We start from the raw sequence: 16,444 nt of genomic DNA, 5'->3' as shown, positions 1-16,444 counted from the left end.
GCCGGAGCATTAGTGTCAGCAGGAAGGGGCCCGCGCTCTGAATGACCGTTTCACCGATCCCTCGCATGGTCTGGATACTGGGCTTTGTCAGCCTGCTGATGGATGTGTCCTCCGAGATGGTGAACACGCTTTTGCCCTTGTTTCTGGCCAGTGGGCTGGGGGCCTCGGCGCTGGTCATCGGCTTTATCGAAGGGCTGGCTGTGGCGGTGGCCACGGTGACCAAAGCGCTTTCGGGGGTTCTGGCAGACTGGTCCGGGCGGGCAAAATCGCTGGCGGTGCTGGGCTATGGGCTTGGCTCGCTGTCGCGGCTGATCTTTCCCCTGGCGATGAGCCTTGATCAGGTCGTGCTGGCCAAGGCGATGGACCGGGTCGGCAAGGGGATCAGGTCTGCGCCACGCGATGCGATGATCGCCACCGCCACACCGGCCGCGATACGGGGCGCGGCCTTTGGCCTCAGGAAGTCGCTCGACAGTCTGGGCGGCTTTCTGGGGCCGCTCCTCGCGATTGCCGCCATGCTGGTTTTTGCCGGGGATATCAGGATGGTATTCTGGCTTGCGGCGCTGCCGGCGGCTTTCGCGATTTTTCTGCTGATCTTTCGGGTCAAAGAGCCGGTCGCGGCACAGGCCGGCAAGGGCTCCGGCTTCCGGTTTCGCGACGCGCTGCTGCTGACCGCTCCGGTCAGGGGCGTCATCGCGCTGGCGGGGCTGATCATGCTGGCGCGGTTTTCCGAGGCATTCCTTCTGTTGAAAGCGCTGGAGGCCGGGTTCTCGCCGGTCTGGGTGCCGCTGATCATCGTGGCGCTGCATGCGGTTTATGCCCTGGCGGCCTGGCCGGTGGGGATCTTCTCGGACCGGCTGGCCGCATCCGGGAAGGATCCGGTGAAAGTGCCGCTGATGATCGGTCTGGGCCTTCTGGCGGGCGCGCATCTGGTGCTGGGTTCTGCGCAAAGCGCGCCGGTTTTTCTGGCCGGTGTGGCGCTTTGGGGACTGCATATGGGGTTCAGCCAGGGGCTTTTGGGCGCGATGATTGCGGCGACCGCGCCGCCCGCGCTCCGGGGCAGCGCCTTCGGGGCCTTCAACCTTGCAAGCGGTGTGGTGATGCTGATCGGCAATACCGCCGCCGGCTGGGCCTGGGTCACCTGGGGATCAGCCGCGCCGTTTCTGATCGGCGCGGGCATCTCGGTTCTGGCGATGGGTCTGGTAGCGCTGCGGCCCCGGAATGCGCCTCAGAACCCGTAGATCGCGCCGAATTTCGCTTCGAGATAATCCAGAAGCGGGCCTGCGGATGGCTCTTCGCCACAGGCGCGGGTGATGGTCTCGCGCGGGCCGTAAAGCGCGCCGTGACGGCGGAGGTTTTCCCTGAGCCAGTCATTTGCGGCCCCCATCTCGCCTGCGGCCAGATCCTGGTCGAGCCCCGGCAGATCGGCACGCAACGCCTTGAAAAGGCAGCCAGCGTAAAGGTTGCCCAGAGTATAGGTCGGGAAATAGCCGAAGAGACCGACCGACCAGTGCACGTCCTGGAGCATCCCGTTCGAGGGCTTGTCGACCGCCACGCCGAAATCTTTGAGGAAACGGTCATTCCAGGCAGATTCCAGATCCGCGACCGTCAGATCCCCCCCCATCAGCGCGCGTTCCAGATCGAAACGCAGCATGACATGGAGATTGTAATGCACCTCATCCGATTCCGTGCGGATATAGCCCGGTGCAACACGGTTAACGGTGGCGAAGAACTCTTCGGGATCGGTGATGCCGAATTCGCCGAAACGGTCGCGCATCTCACCGAACAACCATTCGGTAAAGGGGCGCGAGCGGCCAAGCTGGTTCTCGCAGATCCGGCTCTGGCTTTCATGGACCCCCATCGAGACGCCGCCACCAATCGGCGTCAGCAGGAAATCGGAATCGACCCCCTGCTCGTAAGCGGCATGGCCGGTCTCGTGGATGGTGGAATAGAGGCAGTTGAAGGGATCGCCTTCTGCGACGCGGGTGGTGATGCGCACATCATCCCCCGAACCCGAACAGAACGGATGCACGGCGGTGTCGATGCGGCCCCGTTGCATGTCATAACCGAAGACCATCGCAAGGCGGCGCGACAGGCGGATCTGGGCATCTGCCCCGAAACTGCCGGTCAGCGCGGCAGGTTTGCGCGGTGAGGCAAGGATCTTTTCGCGCAAAGCCACCAGGCGCGGACGCAGCGCGTCGAACATCGCGGCGCATTCAGCGCCGGTCATCCCGGGCTCGTAATCATCGAGCATCGCGTCATAGCTGTCGCCGCCCGCCTTTCCCCCGGAGGCCAGCGCCTGCCCCTCTTCACGCTTCAGGGCGACGACCTGTTCCAGCGTCGGCAGAAAAGACGTAACCGCCTCATTCGCCCGCGCCTCGGCCCAGATGCCCTGGGAAAGCGAGGTCACCCGCGCGATCTCCTGCGCGAGGCGTGCCGGCACTTTCAGCGCGCGCTCGTAAGAGCGGCGGATCTTTGCGACCTGGGCTTTCGCGACCAGCTCGACCGGATCAACCTTTGACAGCCAGTCACCGACACGCGGGTCAGAGCGGCGGGCATGCAAGACACCCTCCATCGCTGCCATTTCCTCGCCGCGCTGTTCGGCGGCGTCGCGCGGCATCATCGTCTCCTGATCCCAGGACAGCCGCCCCGCAACCTGTTCCAGCGCCGCAGTCTCGCGGGCATGGGCCATCAGCGCGTCATAGACATCAGCCATCAGGCGGTTCCTTTCCGGATCGAGCCCGCAACCGGGTATTGCGACAGGTAGCGCGCGCGCAGGATCAGCACCCAGAGGATCACCGCACCGATCTGATGGGTGATCGCCACATGCAGATGCGCCGAGGTGAGAACCGCCATGATGCCAAGCCCGGCCTGGGCCACCAGCATCAGCATAACCATGTTAAACGCAAACCTGGTATCACGATGCGCGGATTTGCGGCCGCGCAGCCAGACGACCACGCCGAAAATGAACAGAAGATAGCCCGCCATCCGGTGCATGAACTGCACCAGGCCCGGGTTTTCAAAGAAGGCATGCCAGACCGGCAGGACATTGCCCTCCATATCGGTCGCGTAAAACGCATCCGCCGGGAAGAAGCTGTCGCCCATCAGGGGCCAGGTCGGAAAAGCACGCCCGGCGTCAATCCCCGCGACCAGCGCCCCGAGAAGGATCTGGAGGAAGGCGAAATGCATCAGGCCGGTGGACATCGAAAAGAGCTTGGCCTCCCTGCCCCGCCTGGCCGTCATAAGGGCGGATTCGCTGCGCGACAGCAGGAATACATACCAGCCGATGAAACCAAGGATGACAAAGGCCAGCCCCAGGTGCACCGCCAGCCGGTAAGACGCGACACGGATCATGCTGCCCGACAGGCCCGAAGACACCATCCACCAGCCAATCGCGCCCTGCAGCCCGCCAAGCGCCCCGATCAGCAAAAGCCGCTTTGACCAGCGCGGCGGGATGGATTTCGTGACAAGAAAGCCAAGGAAACCAACGGCCCAGATCAGGCCGACCAGGCGGCCAAGCTGGCGATGCGCCCATTCCCACCAATAGATCGTCTTGAACTGATCCAGCGTCATGCCGGCATTCGCCAGCTCGTATTGCGGTGTCTGACGGTATTTATCGAATTCCGCCGTCCAGGAGACAAGATCCATCGGCGGGATCGCCCCGGTGACAGGGCGCCATTCAGTGATCGAGAGCCCCGAGCCGGTAAGGCGCGTCAGCCCTCCGACCACGATCATCGCGACGACCAGCAGGAAAAGCACGATCAGCCAGACCCGGATCGCGCCGCGCGCCCCCCTGTGGCCCTGATCGATCATCCCGCCTGTAACGCCGGACTTCCCCGGTTGTTTCGGGTTATTCGAGGTCTCGCCGACCTCTTCGAAAATGCTGCGTTTTCCGGCCATGGTGCCTTCCTTCGTGACGGGCGCGAGACTAGGCCGTGCGCCCCCCGGCTTCAAGGTGGCAAAGCATCCGGCCAGGGGCGTTTCGGGCGCTTGCCACCAGCGGCTGTGGCGACTATCAGGCGCCAGAACCATCAGACCGGAACGGGGCGCGCAGCAGATGAATATCCTGATCCTTGGCGGCGGCGGGCGTGAACATGCGCTGGCCTGGGCGGTAAAGCAGAACCCGAAATGCGACCGGCTGATCGTGGCGCCTGGCAATGCAGGCATCGCGCAGATCGCGGAATGTGCCAGCCTTGATATTCTTGACCAGGCGCGCGTGGTGGCGTTTTGCGAAGATAACGCCATTGATTTCGTGATCGTCGGCCCCGAGGCCCCCCTTGCCGCAGGTGTGGCGGATGCGACCCGCGCCGCCGGGATCCTGACCTTCGGCCCGAGCCGCGAGGCGGCGCAGCTTGAAGCGTCAAAGCGCTTCACCAAAGAGGTTTGTGATGCCTGCGCCGCACCGACTGCGGCCTGGGCGCGCTTTACCGAAGCGCAACCTGCCAAGGACTACATCCGTGCCCAGGGCGCGCCGATTGTGGTTAAGGCCGATGGGCTGGCGGCCGGCAAAGGCGTGATCGTCGCAATGACCGAGGCCGAGGCCCTGGCCGGGATCGAAGATATGTTCGGCGGCGAGTTCGGCGAGGCCGGCGCCGAGGTGGTGATCGAGGAATTCATGCAGGGCGAAGAGGCGAGCTTCTTCATCCTGACCGATGGCGTGACCGCGATCCCCTATGGCACGGCCCAGGACCATAAGCGGGTCGGCGATGGCGATACCGGCCCGAATACCGGCGGCATGGGCGCCTATTCCCCGGCGCCGGTGCTGACCGAAGCGCTCCAGACCCAGGCGATGGAACAGATCGTGCTGCCAACCATCCGCGAGATGGCGCGGCGCGGCACGCCCTATCAGGGTGTGCTTTATGCCGGGCTGATGATCGATGACGGCCCCGATGGCGAACGCCGCGCGCGGCTGGTGGAATATAACTGCCGCTTTGGCGACCCGGAAGCCCAGGTCCTGATGATGCGGCTGGGCGCCCAGGTGCTGGATCATCTGATTGCAACCGCAGATCAGCGGCTTTCGCAGGCGAAAGTGAACTGGGCCGATGATCATGCGCTGACCGTGGTGATGGCGGCGGCGGGCTATCCGGGCGCCTATGTGAAGGGAAGCCGGATCCAGGGGCTTGAGACCCTGCCCGAAGACAGCGGCCATATGGTGTTCCATGCCGGCACCGTGGCGCGTGATGGCGATATACTGGCCAGTGGCGGTCGGGTGCTGAATGTGACGGGCCGCGCGGACACGCTGAAAGCCGCGCGCGATGCCGCCTATCGAATGGTTGATGGGATCGACTGGGCCGAAGGCTTCTGCCGACGCGATATCGGCTGGCGCGCGCTCTGACCCGCTGAGCGCGTCGCTGTCCCGGATGGAATACCTCCGGCACGGGTATTCTTCTCAAAAAGAAGATGCGGCCCTTCGGCGCGCGGGCGACACTGTCACAATCACATCCATATTGGCATGGCAGGCAAAGCGCTGCCACGCCCGGACGCGGCACAGGGAAGAGGACAGGCGCTGTGGTCTACAGGCTTGAAGAAGAGAGCGAGGCAGACTGGTGGGAGGTCGAGGCGCTTTACGACCTCTGCTTCGCGCCGGGGCGGACGGCTTTGTCGTCTTATCGGCTGCGGGACGGCGTGCCGACCATCGCGCCTCTGTGCCTCTGTCTGCGCGATGGCGACGGGATCCTCGCAGGGGCGATCCGCTACTGGCCGGCAAAGATCGGCACGGTGGACATTCTGCTTCTCGGCCCGGTCGCGGTCCACCCGACGCGTCAGGGTGAGGGTCTGGGCGGGCTGCTGATCTCGGAAAGCCTCGCCGAGGCGCGCAAGCTGGGCTGGGAGCGGGTGCTCCTGGTGGGCGACGCGCCCTATTACAGCCGCTTTGGCTTTGAAAAACTTGCTGATGTCGTGATGCCACCCCCGACCAACCCCGACCGGGTTCTGGGGCTCGAGCTGAAAGCGGGCGCCTGGGCAGGGGTTTCCGGCGTGGTTTCGCGCGCAACCTGATGCCGCCCGGCCACGCGATATCGCTTGCGTTCGGGGCCTGGTCTTGTGCGGCGCTCCGCCCTCCCCATATGCGGGATATGAGCCATGAAAACATGACCCTGCCCGACCTGCCGCTGCCCGCCGAATGCCGTGCCGGCGTCGATGCCCTCGCGCTGCGCTGGAAAAAGGCCAATGGGCCGGTTATGGCGCTTCTGACCCGGTTTGGCGGCAGGCTGGAAGACCAGATGTCGATCCTTCCCGCAGGATTTCGCGAGCGAGCCGAAACTGTGACTGCGGCGGCGCTGGAGCGGGCCTGGATGGTGGCACGCCAGGGCGGCAGGCTTCCCGGCAGCGGGGATCGTGGCACGCTTGCCGCCGCGATTGGTGCAGGGATTGCCGGCGGGGCCGGTGGGATCATGGGCGGGCTTGCCGAACTTCCGTTCACAATCACTGTGCTGCTGCATGCGATCCGGCGTGAGGCTGAAAAGCTGGGTTACGACCCCGACGATCCCTGGATCATGTCAGAAGCGCTGCGCACCTTTGGCTCGGGCAGCCCGATTGCGGCGGATGACGGGATCAATACGGCGTTTTTCTCGGCCCGCGCCGCCCTGACCGGGCCGGCGCTGAACCAGCTGATCGCCACCATCGCACCGAAACTTGCCGCGGCCCTTGGCCAGAAGCTCATGGCCCAGGCGGTGCCGGTAATGGGGGCGGTTTCGGGGGCTGCGATCAATGCCGCTTTCCTGCGCTATTACCGCGAGATGGCGGCGATCCGCTTCGGGCTGTTGCGGCTGGCCGAGGAACACGGCGCCGGGCCGGTGCTGGAGCAATTCGCCACCGCAACCGCCCGGCCCCGCATCACCAAAGCCTGAGGCCTATCGCAAAGAGGCAAGCAGCGCGGCCGAGGGCTCACCCGTCACCGCCATACCGCTGCGGGCCTGCCAGGCCGAGATCGCCTCGCGCGATTTCGGACCGATCACACCGTCGCTGCCGCCGGTGTCAAAGCCGCGCGCGGTCAGGCGCCGTTGCAGATCCTGACGGTCGGCCTTGGTCAGGCCGGTGCGGTCCGGCCCGAAATCCGCCCTGACCGGGCCGCCGCCCTTGATCCGGTCGGCCAGATGCCCGACGCCGATCGCGTAATTCTCGGCATTGTTATAGCGCAGGATCACGTTGAAATTCTGCGTCAGCAGGAAGGCCGGTGTTCCCGCCCCGCCCGGCTGGATGATCGAGCCACCCGACAGCCCGCCGCCGCCGCTGCGCGAGACGCCAAGCGCCTCCCATTCCGCAGCCGATTTCCCCTTGCCACGCCCGAGCAGTGCCGCCGCAAACCCCGAGGGCAGCGAAACCTCCATCCCCCAGGGCAGGCCACGCTGCCAGCCGGTGCGCGCCACATAATTCGCGGTCGATGCCAGAGCGTCGGTCGGGTCGTCCGACCAGATGTCACGCCGCCCGTCGCCTGTAAAATCAACGGCATATTGCAGATACGAGGTCGGGATGAACTGGGTATGCCCCATGGCACCGGCCCAGCTGCCGACCATCCGGTCAGCAGGAACATCACCGGCCTGAAGGATTTTCAGCGCGCCATCAAGCTGGCTCTCAAAAAACGCCGCGCGCCGCCCCTCATAGGCGAGCGTCGACAATGCCGAGATCACCGGCACATTGCCGCGCCTTGTGCCGAAAAAGCTCTCAAGCCCCCAGAAGGCTGCGACGACATTGCCCTCGACCCCGTAGCGCTGCTCGATGGCGGCCAGCGTCGCGCCATAGCGGGCATACATCTCGCGCCCGAGCGAGACCCGCTCATCCGAGGCCGCGATTGACAGGTAATCCTCAAGCGAGCGTTTGAATTCGGTCTGGTTGCGGTCTCTTTCGATCACCTCGGGCAGGAACCCCGCATGGCGGAACCCCATATCGAGCGTGCCGGCAGAGATCCCCCGCGCCGCGGCCCGGTTGCGGTAATTCGCAACCCAGCTGTCCCAGCCGCGATCCGCCACCGCACGCGGCGCCGGCGTCTCACGGCTGCCAGGAACCGCGCTGCCCATACGGGAGGCGCCCCCGACACAGCCGGAAAGCAACGCAAAACCAGCGGTCGCGGTGAAAAATCTGCGGGTAATCATAACGCCTGCCTGCCTTTGTTTTAGATTTGGCGCAAGTTTACCCGATCCGCCCCGCCAGGCAAAGACCGAGCCGGGGCCCTCTCGCGGCCACCGGCAGGGGTTCGCCGGAAGTTACCCGCGCGGCTCATCCTGGCCGCTCTCCTGGCCCTTGCGAAACAGGATCTGACGCAGCATCCCATGCAAAGTCTGCACCTCGGCACGGGTCAGCGCCAGCCGCCCCCACATATTCCTCAGGTTCAGCCGCATGCCCGCAGCTTTGGTGGGCGGAAAGAAGAACCCCGCCTCCTCCAGCCGCATCTCGTAATGATCGCCCAGCCGCTCCACCTCTTCGCGGCTCGCCAGCTCTGTCCGCGCAAATCCCATAGCCGAGGCCGGAACCTCACTGCCCTGGCGCCCCCATTCATAGGCCAGAAGCAGAACCGACTGACCGAGATTCAGCGAAAAGAATTCGGGATTGACCGGCACCGTCACAATCGCATTGGCATGGATGATATCGCCATTCTCCAGCCCCGCCCGCTCCGGCCCGAAGAGGATCCCGATCTTCTTGCCCGCCGCCCCCATCTCGCGCGCCATCGCCATGGCGCGCTCAGGCGTGACAACCTCTTTCACCAGCTCGCGCGACCGCGCCGTGGTGGCAAAAACGAAATCGCAATCCGCAACCGCGCGCGCCACATCCGGGAACACCCCGGCCTGATCCAGCACCCGCCCCGCCCCGCTCGCCATCGCATTGGCCTTCGGGTTCGGCCAGCCGTCGCGCGGATCGACAATCCGCATCCGGTCCAGTCCGAAATTCAGCATCGCCCGCGCCGCCGCGCCGATATTCTCGCCCATCTGCGGCCGCACCAGCACGATCACCGGATCCACCATATCAGCCTGTGCCATCTGCGCGCCCCCATCTGAAAACCGCCCGCCAGATAGCCTCTCAGCCGGGCGCAAACAAGCAAAGCCCTTTCATCTGTCCAAAAATATCCCGGGGGAGGCTGCGCATAGCGCAGACGGGGGCAGCGCCCCCTTCCGCCCATAGCCAAAGCCCGCAAACGCTGCTAAATCCGCCCGACACAGTTACGGAGCCTTTGATTATGGCCGCAGATGACCGCCCGCAGATCAATCTGATCACCCCCCCGAGCTTCCAGACCGATCTGTTCCCGGACCAGCTGGCGCGGGTGCTTGATGCGGTGGAAATCGCCTGTCTGCGCATCTCGCTGGCCACGAAAAACATCGATGACCAGGGTCTCGCCGCCGATATCTGCCGCGATATCGCGCATCAGCGCGACGTGGCGGTGGTGATCGACAACCACCTGCTGCTGGTCGAGCGTCACGGTCTGGACGGCGTGCATCTCACCGATGGCGCGCGTTCGGTCAGAAAGGCGCGCAAAGATCTCGGCCAGGATGCGATCATCGGCGCCCATTGCGGCATCACCCGCCATGAGGGGATGAATGCCGCCGAAGCCGGTGCCGATTACGTGGCCTTTGGCCCGGTCGGTGAAACCGGTCTCGGCGATGGCAGCCAGGTCGACTGGGACCTGTTCGAATGGTGGTCAGAAGTGATCGAAGTGCCGGTGATCGCCGAAGGCGCGCTGACGCCCGCGCTGATCACCCGTTTCGCCCCCGTCACCGACCATTTCGCGATTGGCGAAGAGATCTGGCGCGCCGAAGACCCGCTCGCGGCGCTGAAAACGCTGATCGCACCGTTGGGCTGAGACCTTCTCTCCGCGCGCGACGACCTCTCCGGCCGTCGCCGCCATGATCTTCCCGACTGTTTCAGGCTTTTTCGAATTTGATGCCGCGCCGCAGGAACTGTGTCGCATGGGCCGAAACCGAGACCGGGTCGCCGGTGGTCAGAAACTTCGACACGGTGCCCGGTCCAAGCATTTCCGGCCGCCGCTCGAGGTAGTCGCTCAGGCTTTCGGCCACCAGCCTCGCCTGGCTGTAAACCCTGACCCCCTCGCCCAGAGCCTCCTGAAAGGTCTTTTCCATCAAAGGGTAATGCGTGCAGCCAAGGATCGCGGCCTCGGGCTGCGGCATCCGGCGCTTCAACGCCTCGACATGGCTGCGCACAAGTGCTTCGGCAAGGATCTCATCACCCTGTTCGATCGCATCGACCACACCGCCGCAGGGCTGCGCCTCGACATCGACCCCGATCGCGCGAAACGCCAGTTCGCGCTGGAAGGCGCGCGAGGACACCGTTGCAGGCGTCGCAAACAGCGCCACATGTTTCACCGCAACCTCGCGCGGCGGCGAATTGTCGCCCCATTGCCGTTCGGTCAGCGCCTCGATCAGCGGAACGAACACACCGAGCACCCGCTTGTCAGACGGCAGCCAGGTTTCCTGCATCCGCCGCAAAGCCGCAGCTGACGCCGTGTTACAGGCGAGGATCACAAGATCGCAGCCCTCGGCCCAGAGCCGTTCCACTGCCGCACAGGTCAGGTTGTAAATGTCATCGGCGGTGCGCACGCCATAAGGCGCATGGGCATTGTCGCCGAAATAGACAAAGGGCACTTCCGGAAGACGGCGCGAGACCGCATCCAGCACCGTCAGCCCGCCCAAACCCGAATCAAAAACGCCAACTGCCATCTGCCTGCCCTCTCACCGGGTGGAAAATCTGACGGGTTCACCGCCTTATGCTGCAATCATAGGCGCAACAGATACACCGTGAAAGGGCCTGCCGTCGGGGCATCCGTGACTTTCCTGCCAAATCCCTGTCGTCACAGCAAAAATGCGTGATCAGGTTTTCCCCCGGCGCATAGCTTGTGCTACTGTCCCGACCCGATGGAACAGGGCAGACAGATGGACTGGGATAAGCTGAGGATTTTTCACGCGGTGGCCGACAAAGGCAGCCTCACCCATGCGGGCGAGGTGCTGCATCTGTCGCAATCCGCCGTCAGCCGGCAGATCCGCGCACTTGAGGAAAGCCTCGACGTGACGCTGTTCCACCGTCATGCGCGCGGCCTTATCCTGACCGAACAGGGCGAGCTTCTGTTCGAAGCCACCCAGGCCATGGCAAAACGGCTCGATGCCGCCGCAGCCCGAATCCGCGACAGCGAGGATGAGGTCTTTGGCGAATTGCGCGTCACCACGACGATGGGGTTTGGCACGCTCTGGCTCGCCCCACGTCTCGCGCGGCTTTACGACAAATTCCCGGCGCTCAAGATTGACCTCATGCTCGAAGAACGTGTCCTCGACCTGCCGATGCGCGAGGCCGATGTGGCAATCCGCATGAAAGAACCCAGCCAGGCCGATCTGATCCGTCGCCGGCTGATGAATATCCGCATGCGCCTTTACGCGACGCCGGATTATCTCGCCCGCAACGGCACGCCGAAAACCATGGCCGATCTCAGCCAGCACCGCCTGATCTGCCAGCATCCCGGCACCCCCCAGGTGGCGGCAGGCGCGCGGCTGGTGCAGGAGATCATGGCATATGACATCCCCTCGACGCTGCATGTGAACAACTATTTCGGTGTGCAGCAGGGCGTGATCAACCATCTCGGCATCGGTGTGCTGCCCGATTACACGACCGAGGAAAACCCGCATCTGGTGCGGGTGCTGGAAGACATCGAATCGGGCGAAGTGCCGGTCTTCCTCGCCTATCCCGAAGAACTGCGGCACTCAAAACGCGTGGCCGCCTTCCGCGACTTCGTGACGGAAGAGATCTCGACCTTCCGCCGCAGTCACGGCAGCTGAGACGCCTCGCCGGGGCCCGGACCACTTTCGCCCTGCGGCCGCACCCGTTCCCTCTGCCATCTCCTGTGCAGCACAGCCCTCATTCCTGAGTGGGTGCTGACAGGCCCACGATGGCAGTTCCGAGGGGACGGGCCGGCCAGTGCCGCTCCCTGCCGGGTTTCGGATGAGACCGGAATCTGCGTTGCGGCGTTACCGCAAACAAGGCGAAGACGCAGCCATGCGGAGAGCGCATGGCTGCATTGCCCGGACTGCGACATTGCTGCACTTGCATAATTCGCAAACAGCCCATAAATCAGGCTACGAGGCACGGATCGGGGCAACCTGATCGGCCTCATACCTCCCTGTTGGACTTGGGCCGAGCTTTGCTCGGCCTTTTTTTTTTGCTTTGTGCCAACAGGCCGCTGCACGCGCAGAAACGCCGGGAATCACACCAACAGCGGCAAGGCTGCGCGTACCGGCGGCGCCTTTGTCGCATCTGCGCATTATCCTGACGCCTATTCCTGCCGCAAACCGGGCAGAGCCCTTCCCCAGGCGCGCGTCATGCAATAAGACGCGCGCAGATTTCCTGCATTGCCGCAGAAGTGCCGCAGCAGGCCCGACCAGACCAGAGCTGCAGACCCGGAGGCCCGATCATGTCAGACGCCGCACGCGACCCCGCAATCACCCCGGAGCTCATCGCCTCGCATGGGATCAAACCCGACGAATATACGCGCCTGCTGGAGATCCTCGGCCGCGCGCCCACTTTCACCGAACTGGGCATCTTTTCGGCGATGTGGAACGAGCATTGCTCCTACAAGTCGTCGAAGGTCTGGCTGCGCACCCTGCCTACGACCGGCCCGCAGGTGATCTGCGGCCCTGGCGAGAATGCGGGCGTGGTGGATATCGGCGATGGTCAGGCGGTCATCTTCAAGATGGAAAGCCACAACCACCCCTCTTACATCGAGCCGCATCAGGGCGCCGCGACCGGCGTCGGCGGTATCCTGCGCGACGTCTTCACCATGGGCGCGCGGCCCATCGCTGCGATGAATGCGCTGTCGTTCGGCCTGCCCTCGCATCACAAGACCGCACATCTGGTGAAAGGCGTGGTCGAGGGCGTGGGGTCCTATGGCAACGCTTTCGGCGTGCCGACCGTGGGCGGCGAAGTGCGCTTCCACAAATCCTATAATGGCAACTGCCTCGTGAACGCTTTCGCGGCCGGCCTCGCCGATACCGACAAGATCTTCTACTCGGCGGCGAGCGGTGTCGGCATGCCGGTGGTCTACCTTGGCGCAAAGACCGGCCGTGACGGCGTTGGCGGCGCGACCATGGCCTCCGCCGAATTCGACGACACGATCGAGGAAAAACGCCCCACCGTTCAGGTCGGCGACCCCTTCACCGAAAAGCGCCTGCTGGAAGCCTGCCTTGAGCTGATGCAGACCGGCGCCGTGATCTCGATCCAGGATATGGGGGCCGCAGGCCTCACCTGTTCTGCGGTCGAGATGGGCGACAAGGGTGGCCTCGGGATCAAACTGCAGCTTGATCAGGTGCCGCAGCGCGAAGCCAATATGACCGCCTATGAGATGATGCTCTCGGAAAGCCAGGAGCGGATGCTCATGGTTCTGAACCCCGAGCTGGAAGATGTCGCCCGCGCGATCTTTGTGAAATGGGATCTCGATTTCGCCATCGTGGGCGAGACGATCCCGGAAGACCGCTTCCTGATCCTGCACGGCAATGAGATCAAGGCAGATATCCAGCTGTCAAAGCTGTCATCGAGCGCGCCGGAATATAACCGCCCCTGGGTCGAAACGCCGAAAGCCGAACCGCTGGGCGCAGTGCCCCAGATCGGGGCAATCGACGGGCTGAAAGTGCTGCTGTCGAGCCCGAACTACGCTCATAAGGGCTGGGTGTTTGAGCAGTATGACAGCCAGGTCGGCGCCGATACCGTCGTCACCCCGGGCCTGCCCGCAGGCGTCGTGCGCGTGCATGGCACGACCAAGGCGCTGGCTTTCACCTCGGATGTGACGCCGCGCTATGTCAGGGCGAACCCGTTCGAAGGTGGCAAACAGGCGGTGGCCGAGGCCTATCGCAACCTGACCGCCATGGGCGCATTGCCGCTGGCGACCACCGACAATATGAACTTCGGCAACCCCGAAAAGCCTGAAATCATGGGGCAATTCGTCGGTGCCATCAAAGGCATCGGCGAGGCGGTTTCGGCGCTCGACATGCCGATCGTTTCGGGCAACGTGTCGCTTTACAACGAGACCGATGGCTCGGGCATCCTGCCGACGCCGACGATCGGCGCGGTGGGGATCCTCGCCTCGCTTGATGATCTGATCAACGGCAAGCCGCAAGCCGGTGACGTGGCGCTGCTGATTGGCGAAAGCTTTGGCCATCTCGGCCAGTCCGCCCTGATCGCAGAAGCCTTTGGAGATGAGCGCGGCGATGCGCCGCCGGTCGACCTGGCCGCAGAAAAGAAAAACGGCGATTTCGTCCGCGCCCATCGCAAATCGATCACCGCAGCCTCTGATCTCAGCGATGGCGGCCTGGCGCTGGCGGCTTTTGAAATGGCAGAAGCGGCCGGCACCGGCATCACCCTGATCCCGGGCGACATCTCGGCGCTCTTTGGCGAGGATCAGGCGCGCTATCTGCTCGCAGTCCGCGAAAGTGCTGCGGCTGAGATTGAGGCCGCAGCCATCACCGCGGGCGTTGCAGTCACCCGGATCGGCGCTTTCGGCGGCGACAAGGTGACGTTCGGCCAGGACAGCGCCTCCCTCGCCGGGCTTTCGGAACTGTATCGCAGTGCCTTTGCCACTGCTGTGGGTCTGTGATCCGGCGCGCAACAGCGGATGATCTTGCCCGGGTGGACCTCCTGATCAAGGCCCACCCTTCTGCCCTGATGGATAAGGGCATCGAACAGCTGCAAGAGATGCTGGAGGCCGAAGATTGCGAGATCCTGATCCGTGAGGACCAGGGTTTCGCGGGCTTTGCGACATTGCATATGCTTTATGACCAGGTCTGGTATCTCGACAATTTCGCGGTCGATGGTCCGGGCCAGGGGCAAAAACTGATCCGGGACATGCTGGCGGTGGTGTTCGACGAGCTGGGCGCGCATCGTCTGATGTGTGACGTGGTGTTCGACAATGCTGCCGGCATGACAGCGATGCGGCGTGCGGGCTTCACCTTCGAGGGCAATATGCGGCAATGCTGGAAGCGGGGCGGCATCTGGGTCGATTGTCATGCGTTCTCGATGTTGGCGCCGGAATGGCAGAGGATAAGGGGCTGAGATGGATCTGCATCCAATCGATCTGAGACTGGCCACCGCCAACGATTTCGCCTTTATCCGCGCCCTCGCGCAGCGCCCCGAAAACCGCGCTTTCATCACCGACGAGGACGAGGCCGCTTTGGCGGCCTATGTCACCGCACCCGATTCCCGTCTGCTGATCGCCGAAGAGAATGGCACCGCGATCGGCTATGCCCTCTTTTGCGAGATCGGCGATCCTTCAGGAAGGACAGAACTGCGCCGCCTCGCGCTGGCCGTGACCGGCGGCGGGCGCGGTCGCGCCTTTGTCGGTCAGCTGATCCGCTATGGGTTCGACAGGCTGCAGGCGCGCCGCCTCTGGCTTGATGCCTCGGGCGAGAACCCGCGCGCGATGGCGCTTTATGAAAAGCTCGGCTTCCGGCGCGAGGGCGTGCAGCGCGAACACTGGTATCGCCCGGATGTCGGGCGCAATGTCGATCTGCATCTTTTCGGCCTGCTGCGCAGTGACTGGCAAGAGGCGCGCTGAGCCATCTCCCTTGCAGCCCCTGCAACCAGAGCTTACATCTTTCAGCGAATGAGCAAGGAGCAGCCCGATGCCAATGGAAGGCAAGGATATTGAGGCCCTGATCCGGGAGACCTTCCCCGAGGCAAAGATCACCATCACCGATCTCGCGGGAGACGGAAATCACTGGGCGGCAGAAGTGATCGACGAGAGCTTCCGCGATATGAACCGCGTGCAGCAGCAGCGCGCCGTCTATGCCAGCCTGAAGGGCAAGATGGACGGGGCGCATGGAGAATTGCATGCCCTGGCACTGACCACCAAGGCACCGGAATGAGCATATATGCCGGAGCGTCTCTGCAGGGTCCGGCGGCACTTTCCGCGCTGCTTCCCCTTGCCGGGTGCTGCGGCAGTTGCAGGGCTTTCTGAAACATGGCGGCAGCTACGCCGCATAAACGCCGGGCCGAGCACTGGCGAGCCGAGAGGAAACTGAAATGAGCGCGCAGGATCAGATCCGCGAAACCGTCGAGAAAAACGCTGTGGTGCTGTTCATGAAGGGCACCAAGACCATGCCGCAATGTGGCTTTTCCAGCCGCGTCGCGGGGGTGCTGAATTACATGGGCGTCGACTTTGCCGATGTGAATGTGCTGGCCGATGCGGAAATCCGTCAGGGGATCAAGGATTTCTCCGACTGGCCGACCATCCCGCAGCTTTACGTCAAAGGCGAATTCGTCGGCGGCTGCGATATCGTGACCGAGATGACGCTTTCGGGCGAGCTGGATGCGCTGTTCGAGAAGAACGGCGTCAGCTTTAACAAGGAAGCCGCTGACAAGATCCGCGAAGCCAACGGCTGAGGGCGCGCGCGTCCCACCCGCGCCGGTTCCTTTCAAAGGAACCGTGCCGAAATCTTTGAAGATTTCGGCTTCTGGCAACCGCCCG

At 63.9% G+C, this 16,444-nt stretch carries 16 protein-coding genes; 11 read left to right on the top strand and 5 right to left on the bottom strand.

Annotation, left to right across the window (positions count from 1 at the left end; translation table 11 throughout):
• The first annotated feature begins 41 nt into the window (after positions 1-41).
• Positions 42-1,238, top strand: coding sequence for an MFS transporter (locus tag M3484_RS00480; RefSeq protein ID WP_249495312.1), 1,197 nt, complete (start codon positions 42-44; stop codon positions 1,236-1,238).
• Here the strand turns inward: M3484_RS00480 and M3484_RS00475 are convergent.
• Together M3484_RS00475 and ctaA are read right to left on the bottom strand one after the other, a co-directional pair.
• The gene (locus M3484_RS00475; protein ID WP_249495311.1) at positions 1,226-2,713 is read right to left on the bottom strand and encodes a carboxypeptidase M32; all 1,488 of its coding nucleotides are present in this window, start codon (positions 2,711-2,713) and stop codon (positions 1,226-1,228) included. The genes M3484_RS00480 and M3484_RS00475 overlap by 13 nt on opposite strands.
• Positions 2,713-3,897, bottom strand: a complete 1,185-nt coding sequence (gene ctaA, locus M3484_RS00470) for a heme A synthase (protein WP_249495310.1) — start codon at positions 3,895-3,897, stop codon at positions 2,713-2,715. The genes M3484_RS00475 and ctaA overlap by 1 nt, the downstream gene beginning before the upstream one ends.
• A 157-nt stretch (positions 3,898-4,054) precedes the next feature.
• Between ctaA and purD the strand changes: the two genes are divergently transcribed.
• The 3 genes from purD to M3484_RS00455 all read left to right on the top strand — a co-directional run bounded on the left by purD (position 4,055) and on the right by M3484_RS00455 (position 6,845).
• A complete protein-coding gene (gene purD, locus M3484_RS00465; protein ID WP_249495309.1) occupies positions 4,055-5,332 on the top strand; it encodes a phosphoribosylamine--glycine ligase in 1,278 nt (425 codons plus the stop codon).
• 173 nt (positions 5,333-5,505) lie between these two features.
• Positions 5,506-5,994 carry a GNAT family N-acetyltransferase gene (locus M3484_RS00460; protein WP_249495308.1) on the top strand — a complete coding sequence of 163 codons (489 nt, stop codon included), beginning with the start codon at positions 5,506-5,508 and terminating at the stop codon, positions 5,992-5,994.
• Positions 5,995-6,086: 92 nt separating this feature from the next.
• A complete protein-coding gene (locus M3484_RS00455; protein WP_092901536.1) occupies positions 6,087-6,845 on the top strand; it encodes an EcsC family protein in 759 nt (252 codons plus the stop codon).
• A 3-nt stretch (positions 6,846-6,848) separates the two neighbouring features.
• Here M3484_RS00455 and M3484_RS00450 read toward each other — a convergent pair whose 3' ends face one another.
• Both M3484_RS00450 and M3484_RS00445 read right to left on the bottom strand, forming a co-directional pair.
• Positions 6,849-8,087 (bottom strand): lytic murein transglycosylase, encoded by a 1,239-nt coding sequence (locus M3484_RS00450; RefSeq protein WP_249495307.1) that lies wholly within the window; start codon positions 8,085-8,087, stop codon positions 6,849-6,851.
• A 111-nt stretch (positions 8,088-8,198) separates the two neighbouring features.
• A complete protein-coding gene (locus tag M3484_RS00445; protein ID WP_249495306.1) occupies positions 8,199-8,969 on the bottom strand; it encodes an RNA methyltransferase in 771 nt (256 codons plus the stop codon).
• Positions 8,970-9,166: 197 nt separating this feature from the next.
• On the opposite strand from M3484_RS00445, the gene M3484_RS00440 reads away from it, so the two are divergent.
• Entirely contained in the window at positions 9,167-9,787 is a 621-nt protein-coding gene (locus tag M3484_RS00440) for a thiamine phosphate synthase (RefSeq protein ID WP_092896909.1), read from the top strand.
• A 61-nt stretch (positions 9,788-9,848) separates the two neighbouring features.
• Here M3484_RS00440 and murI read toward each other — a convergent pair whose 3' ends face one another.
• Entirely contained in the window at positions 9,849-10,661 is an 813-nt protein-coding gene (gene murI, locus M3484_RS00435) for a glutamate racemase (RefSeq protein WP_092896906.1), read from the bottom strand.
• Between the two features lie 213 nt (positions 10,662-10,874).
• Between murI and M3484_RS00430 the strand changes: the two genes are divergently transcribed.
• The 6 genes from M3484_RS00430 (at position 10,875) to grxD (ending at position 16,359) form a co-directional block, all read left to right on the top strand.
• A complete protein-coding gene (locus M3484_RS00430; protein WP_092901534.1) occupies positions 10,875-11,768 on the top strand; it encodes a LysR family transcriptional regulator in 894 nt (297 codons plus the stop codon).
• Positions 11,769-12,400: 632 nt separating this feature from the next.
• A complete protein-coding gene (gene purL / locus M3484_RS00425; protein ID WP_249495305.1) occupies positions 12,401-14,575 on the top strand; it encodes a phosphoribosylformylglycinamidine synthase subunit PurL in 2,175 nt (724 codons plus the stop codon).
• Between the two features lie 32 nt (positions 14,576-14,607).
• Positions 14,608-15,030 carry a GNAT family N-acetyltransferase gene (locus tag M3484_RS00420; RefSeq protein ID WP_249495304.1) on the top strand — a complete coding sequence of 141 codons (423 nt, stop codon included), beginning with the start codon at positions 14,608-14,610 and terminating at the stop codon, positions 15,028-15,030.
• 1 nt (position 15,031) lies between these two features.
• Entirely contained in the window at positions 15,032-15,532 is a 501-nt protein-coding gene (locus M3484_RS00415; RefSeq protein ID WP_249495303.1) for a GNAT family N-acetyltransferase, read from the top strand.
• Between the two features lie 67 nt (positions 15,533-15,599).
• Entirely contained in the window at positions 15,600-15,842 is a 243-nt protein-coding gene (locus M3484_RS00410) for a BolA/IbaG family iron-sulfur metabolism protein (protein ID WP_092896895.1), read from the top strand.
• A 157-nt stretch (positions 15,843-15,999) separates the two neighbouring features.
• Positions 16,000-16,359 (top strand): Grx4 family monothiol glutaredoxin, encoded by a 360-nt coding sequence (gene grxD / locus M3484_RS00405; protein ID WP_092896892.1) that lies wholly within the window; start codon positions 16,000-16,002, stop codon positions 16,357-16,359.
• Positions 16,360-16,444 lie beyond the last annotated feature (85 nt).

This window comes from Pseudomonas sp. GX19020 (assembly GCF_023371075.1).
GTDB lineage: Bacteria > Pseudomonadota > Alphaproteobacteria > Rhodobacterales > Rhodobacteraceae > Pseudogemmobacter.
Note: the sequence above shows the minus strand (reverse complement) of the source record. Positions and strands in the feature narration are given on the sequence as shown.

Coding starts and splice junctions, on each gene's coding strand:
- M3484_RS00475 (WP_249495311.1), bottom strand. CDS start 2,713: ATGGCTGATGTCTATGACGCGCTGATGGCCCATGCCCGCGAGACTGCG.
- grxD (WP_092896892.1), top strand. CDS start 16,000: ATGAGCGCGCAGGATCAGATCCGCGAAACCGTCGAGAAAAACGCTGTG.
- M3484_RS00410 (WP_092896895.1), top strand. CDS start 15,600: ATGCCAATGGAAGGCAAGGATATTGAGGCCCTGATCCGGGAGACCTTC.
- ctaA (WP_249495310.1), bottom strand. CDS start 3,897: ATGGCCGGAAAACGCAGCATTTTCGAAGAGGTCGGCGAGACCTCGAAT.
- M3484_RS00455 (WP_092901536.1), top strand. CDS start 6,087: ATGACCCTGCCCGACCTGCCGCTGCCCGCCGAATGCCGTGCCGGCGTC.
- M3484_RS00450 (WP_249495307.1), bottom strand. CDS start 8,087: ATGATTACCCGCAGATTTTTCACCGCGACCGCTGGTTTTGCGTTGCTT.
- purD (WP_249495309.1), top strand. CDS start 4,055: ATGAATATCCTGATCCTTGGCGGCGGCGGGCGTGAACATGCGCTGGCC.
- M3484_RS00430 (WP_092901534.1), top strand. CDS start 10,875: ATGGACTGGGATAAGCTGAGGATTTTTCACGCGGTGGCCGACAAAGGC.
- M3484_RS00480 (WP_249495312.1), top strand. CDS start 42: ATGACCGTTTCACCGATCCCTCGCATGGTCTGGATACTGGGCTTTGTC.
- M3484_RS00445 (WP_249495306.1), bottom strand. CDS start 8,969: ATGGCACAGGCTGATATGGTGGATCCGGTGATCGTGCTGGTGCGGCCG.
- M3484_RS00440 (WP_092896909.1), top strand. CDS start 9,167: ATGGCCGCAGATGACCGCCCGCAGATCAATCTGATCACCCCCCCGAGC.
- purL (WP_249495305.1), top strand. CDS start 12,401: ATGTCAGACGCCGCACGCGACCCCGCAATCACCCCGGAGCTCATCGCC.
- murI (WP_092896906.1), bottom strand. CDS start 10,661: ATGGCAGTTGGCGTTTTTGATTCGGGTTTGGGCGGGCTGACGGTGCTG.
- M3484_RS00415 (WP_249495303.1), top strand. CDS start 15,032: ATGGATCTGCATCCAATCGATCTGAGACTGGCCACCGCCAACGATTTC.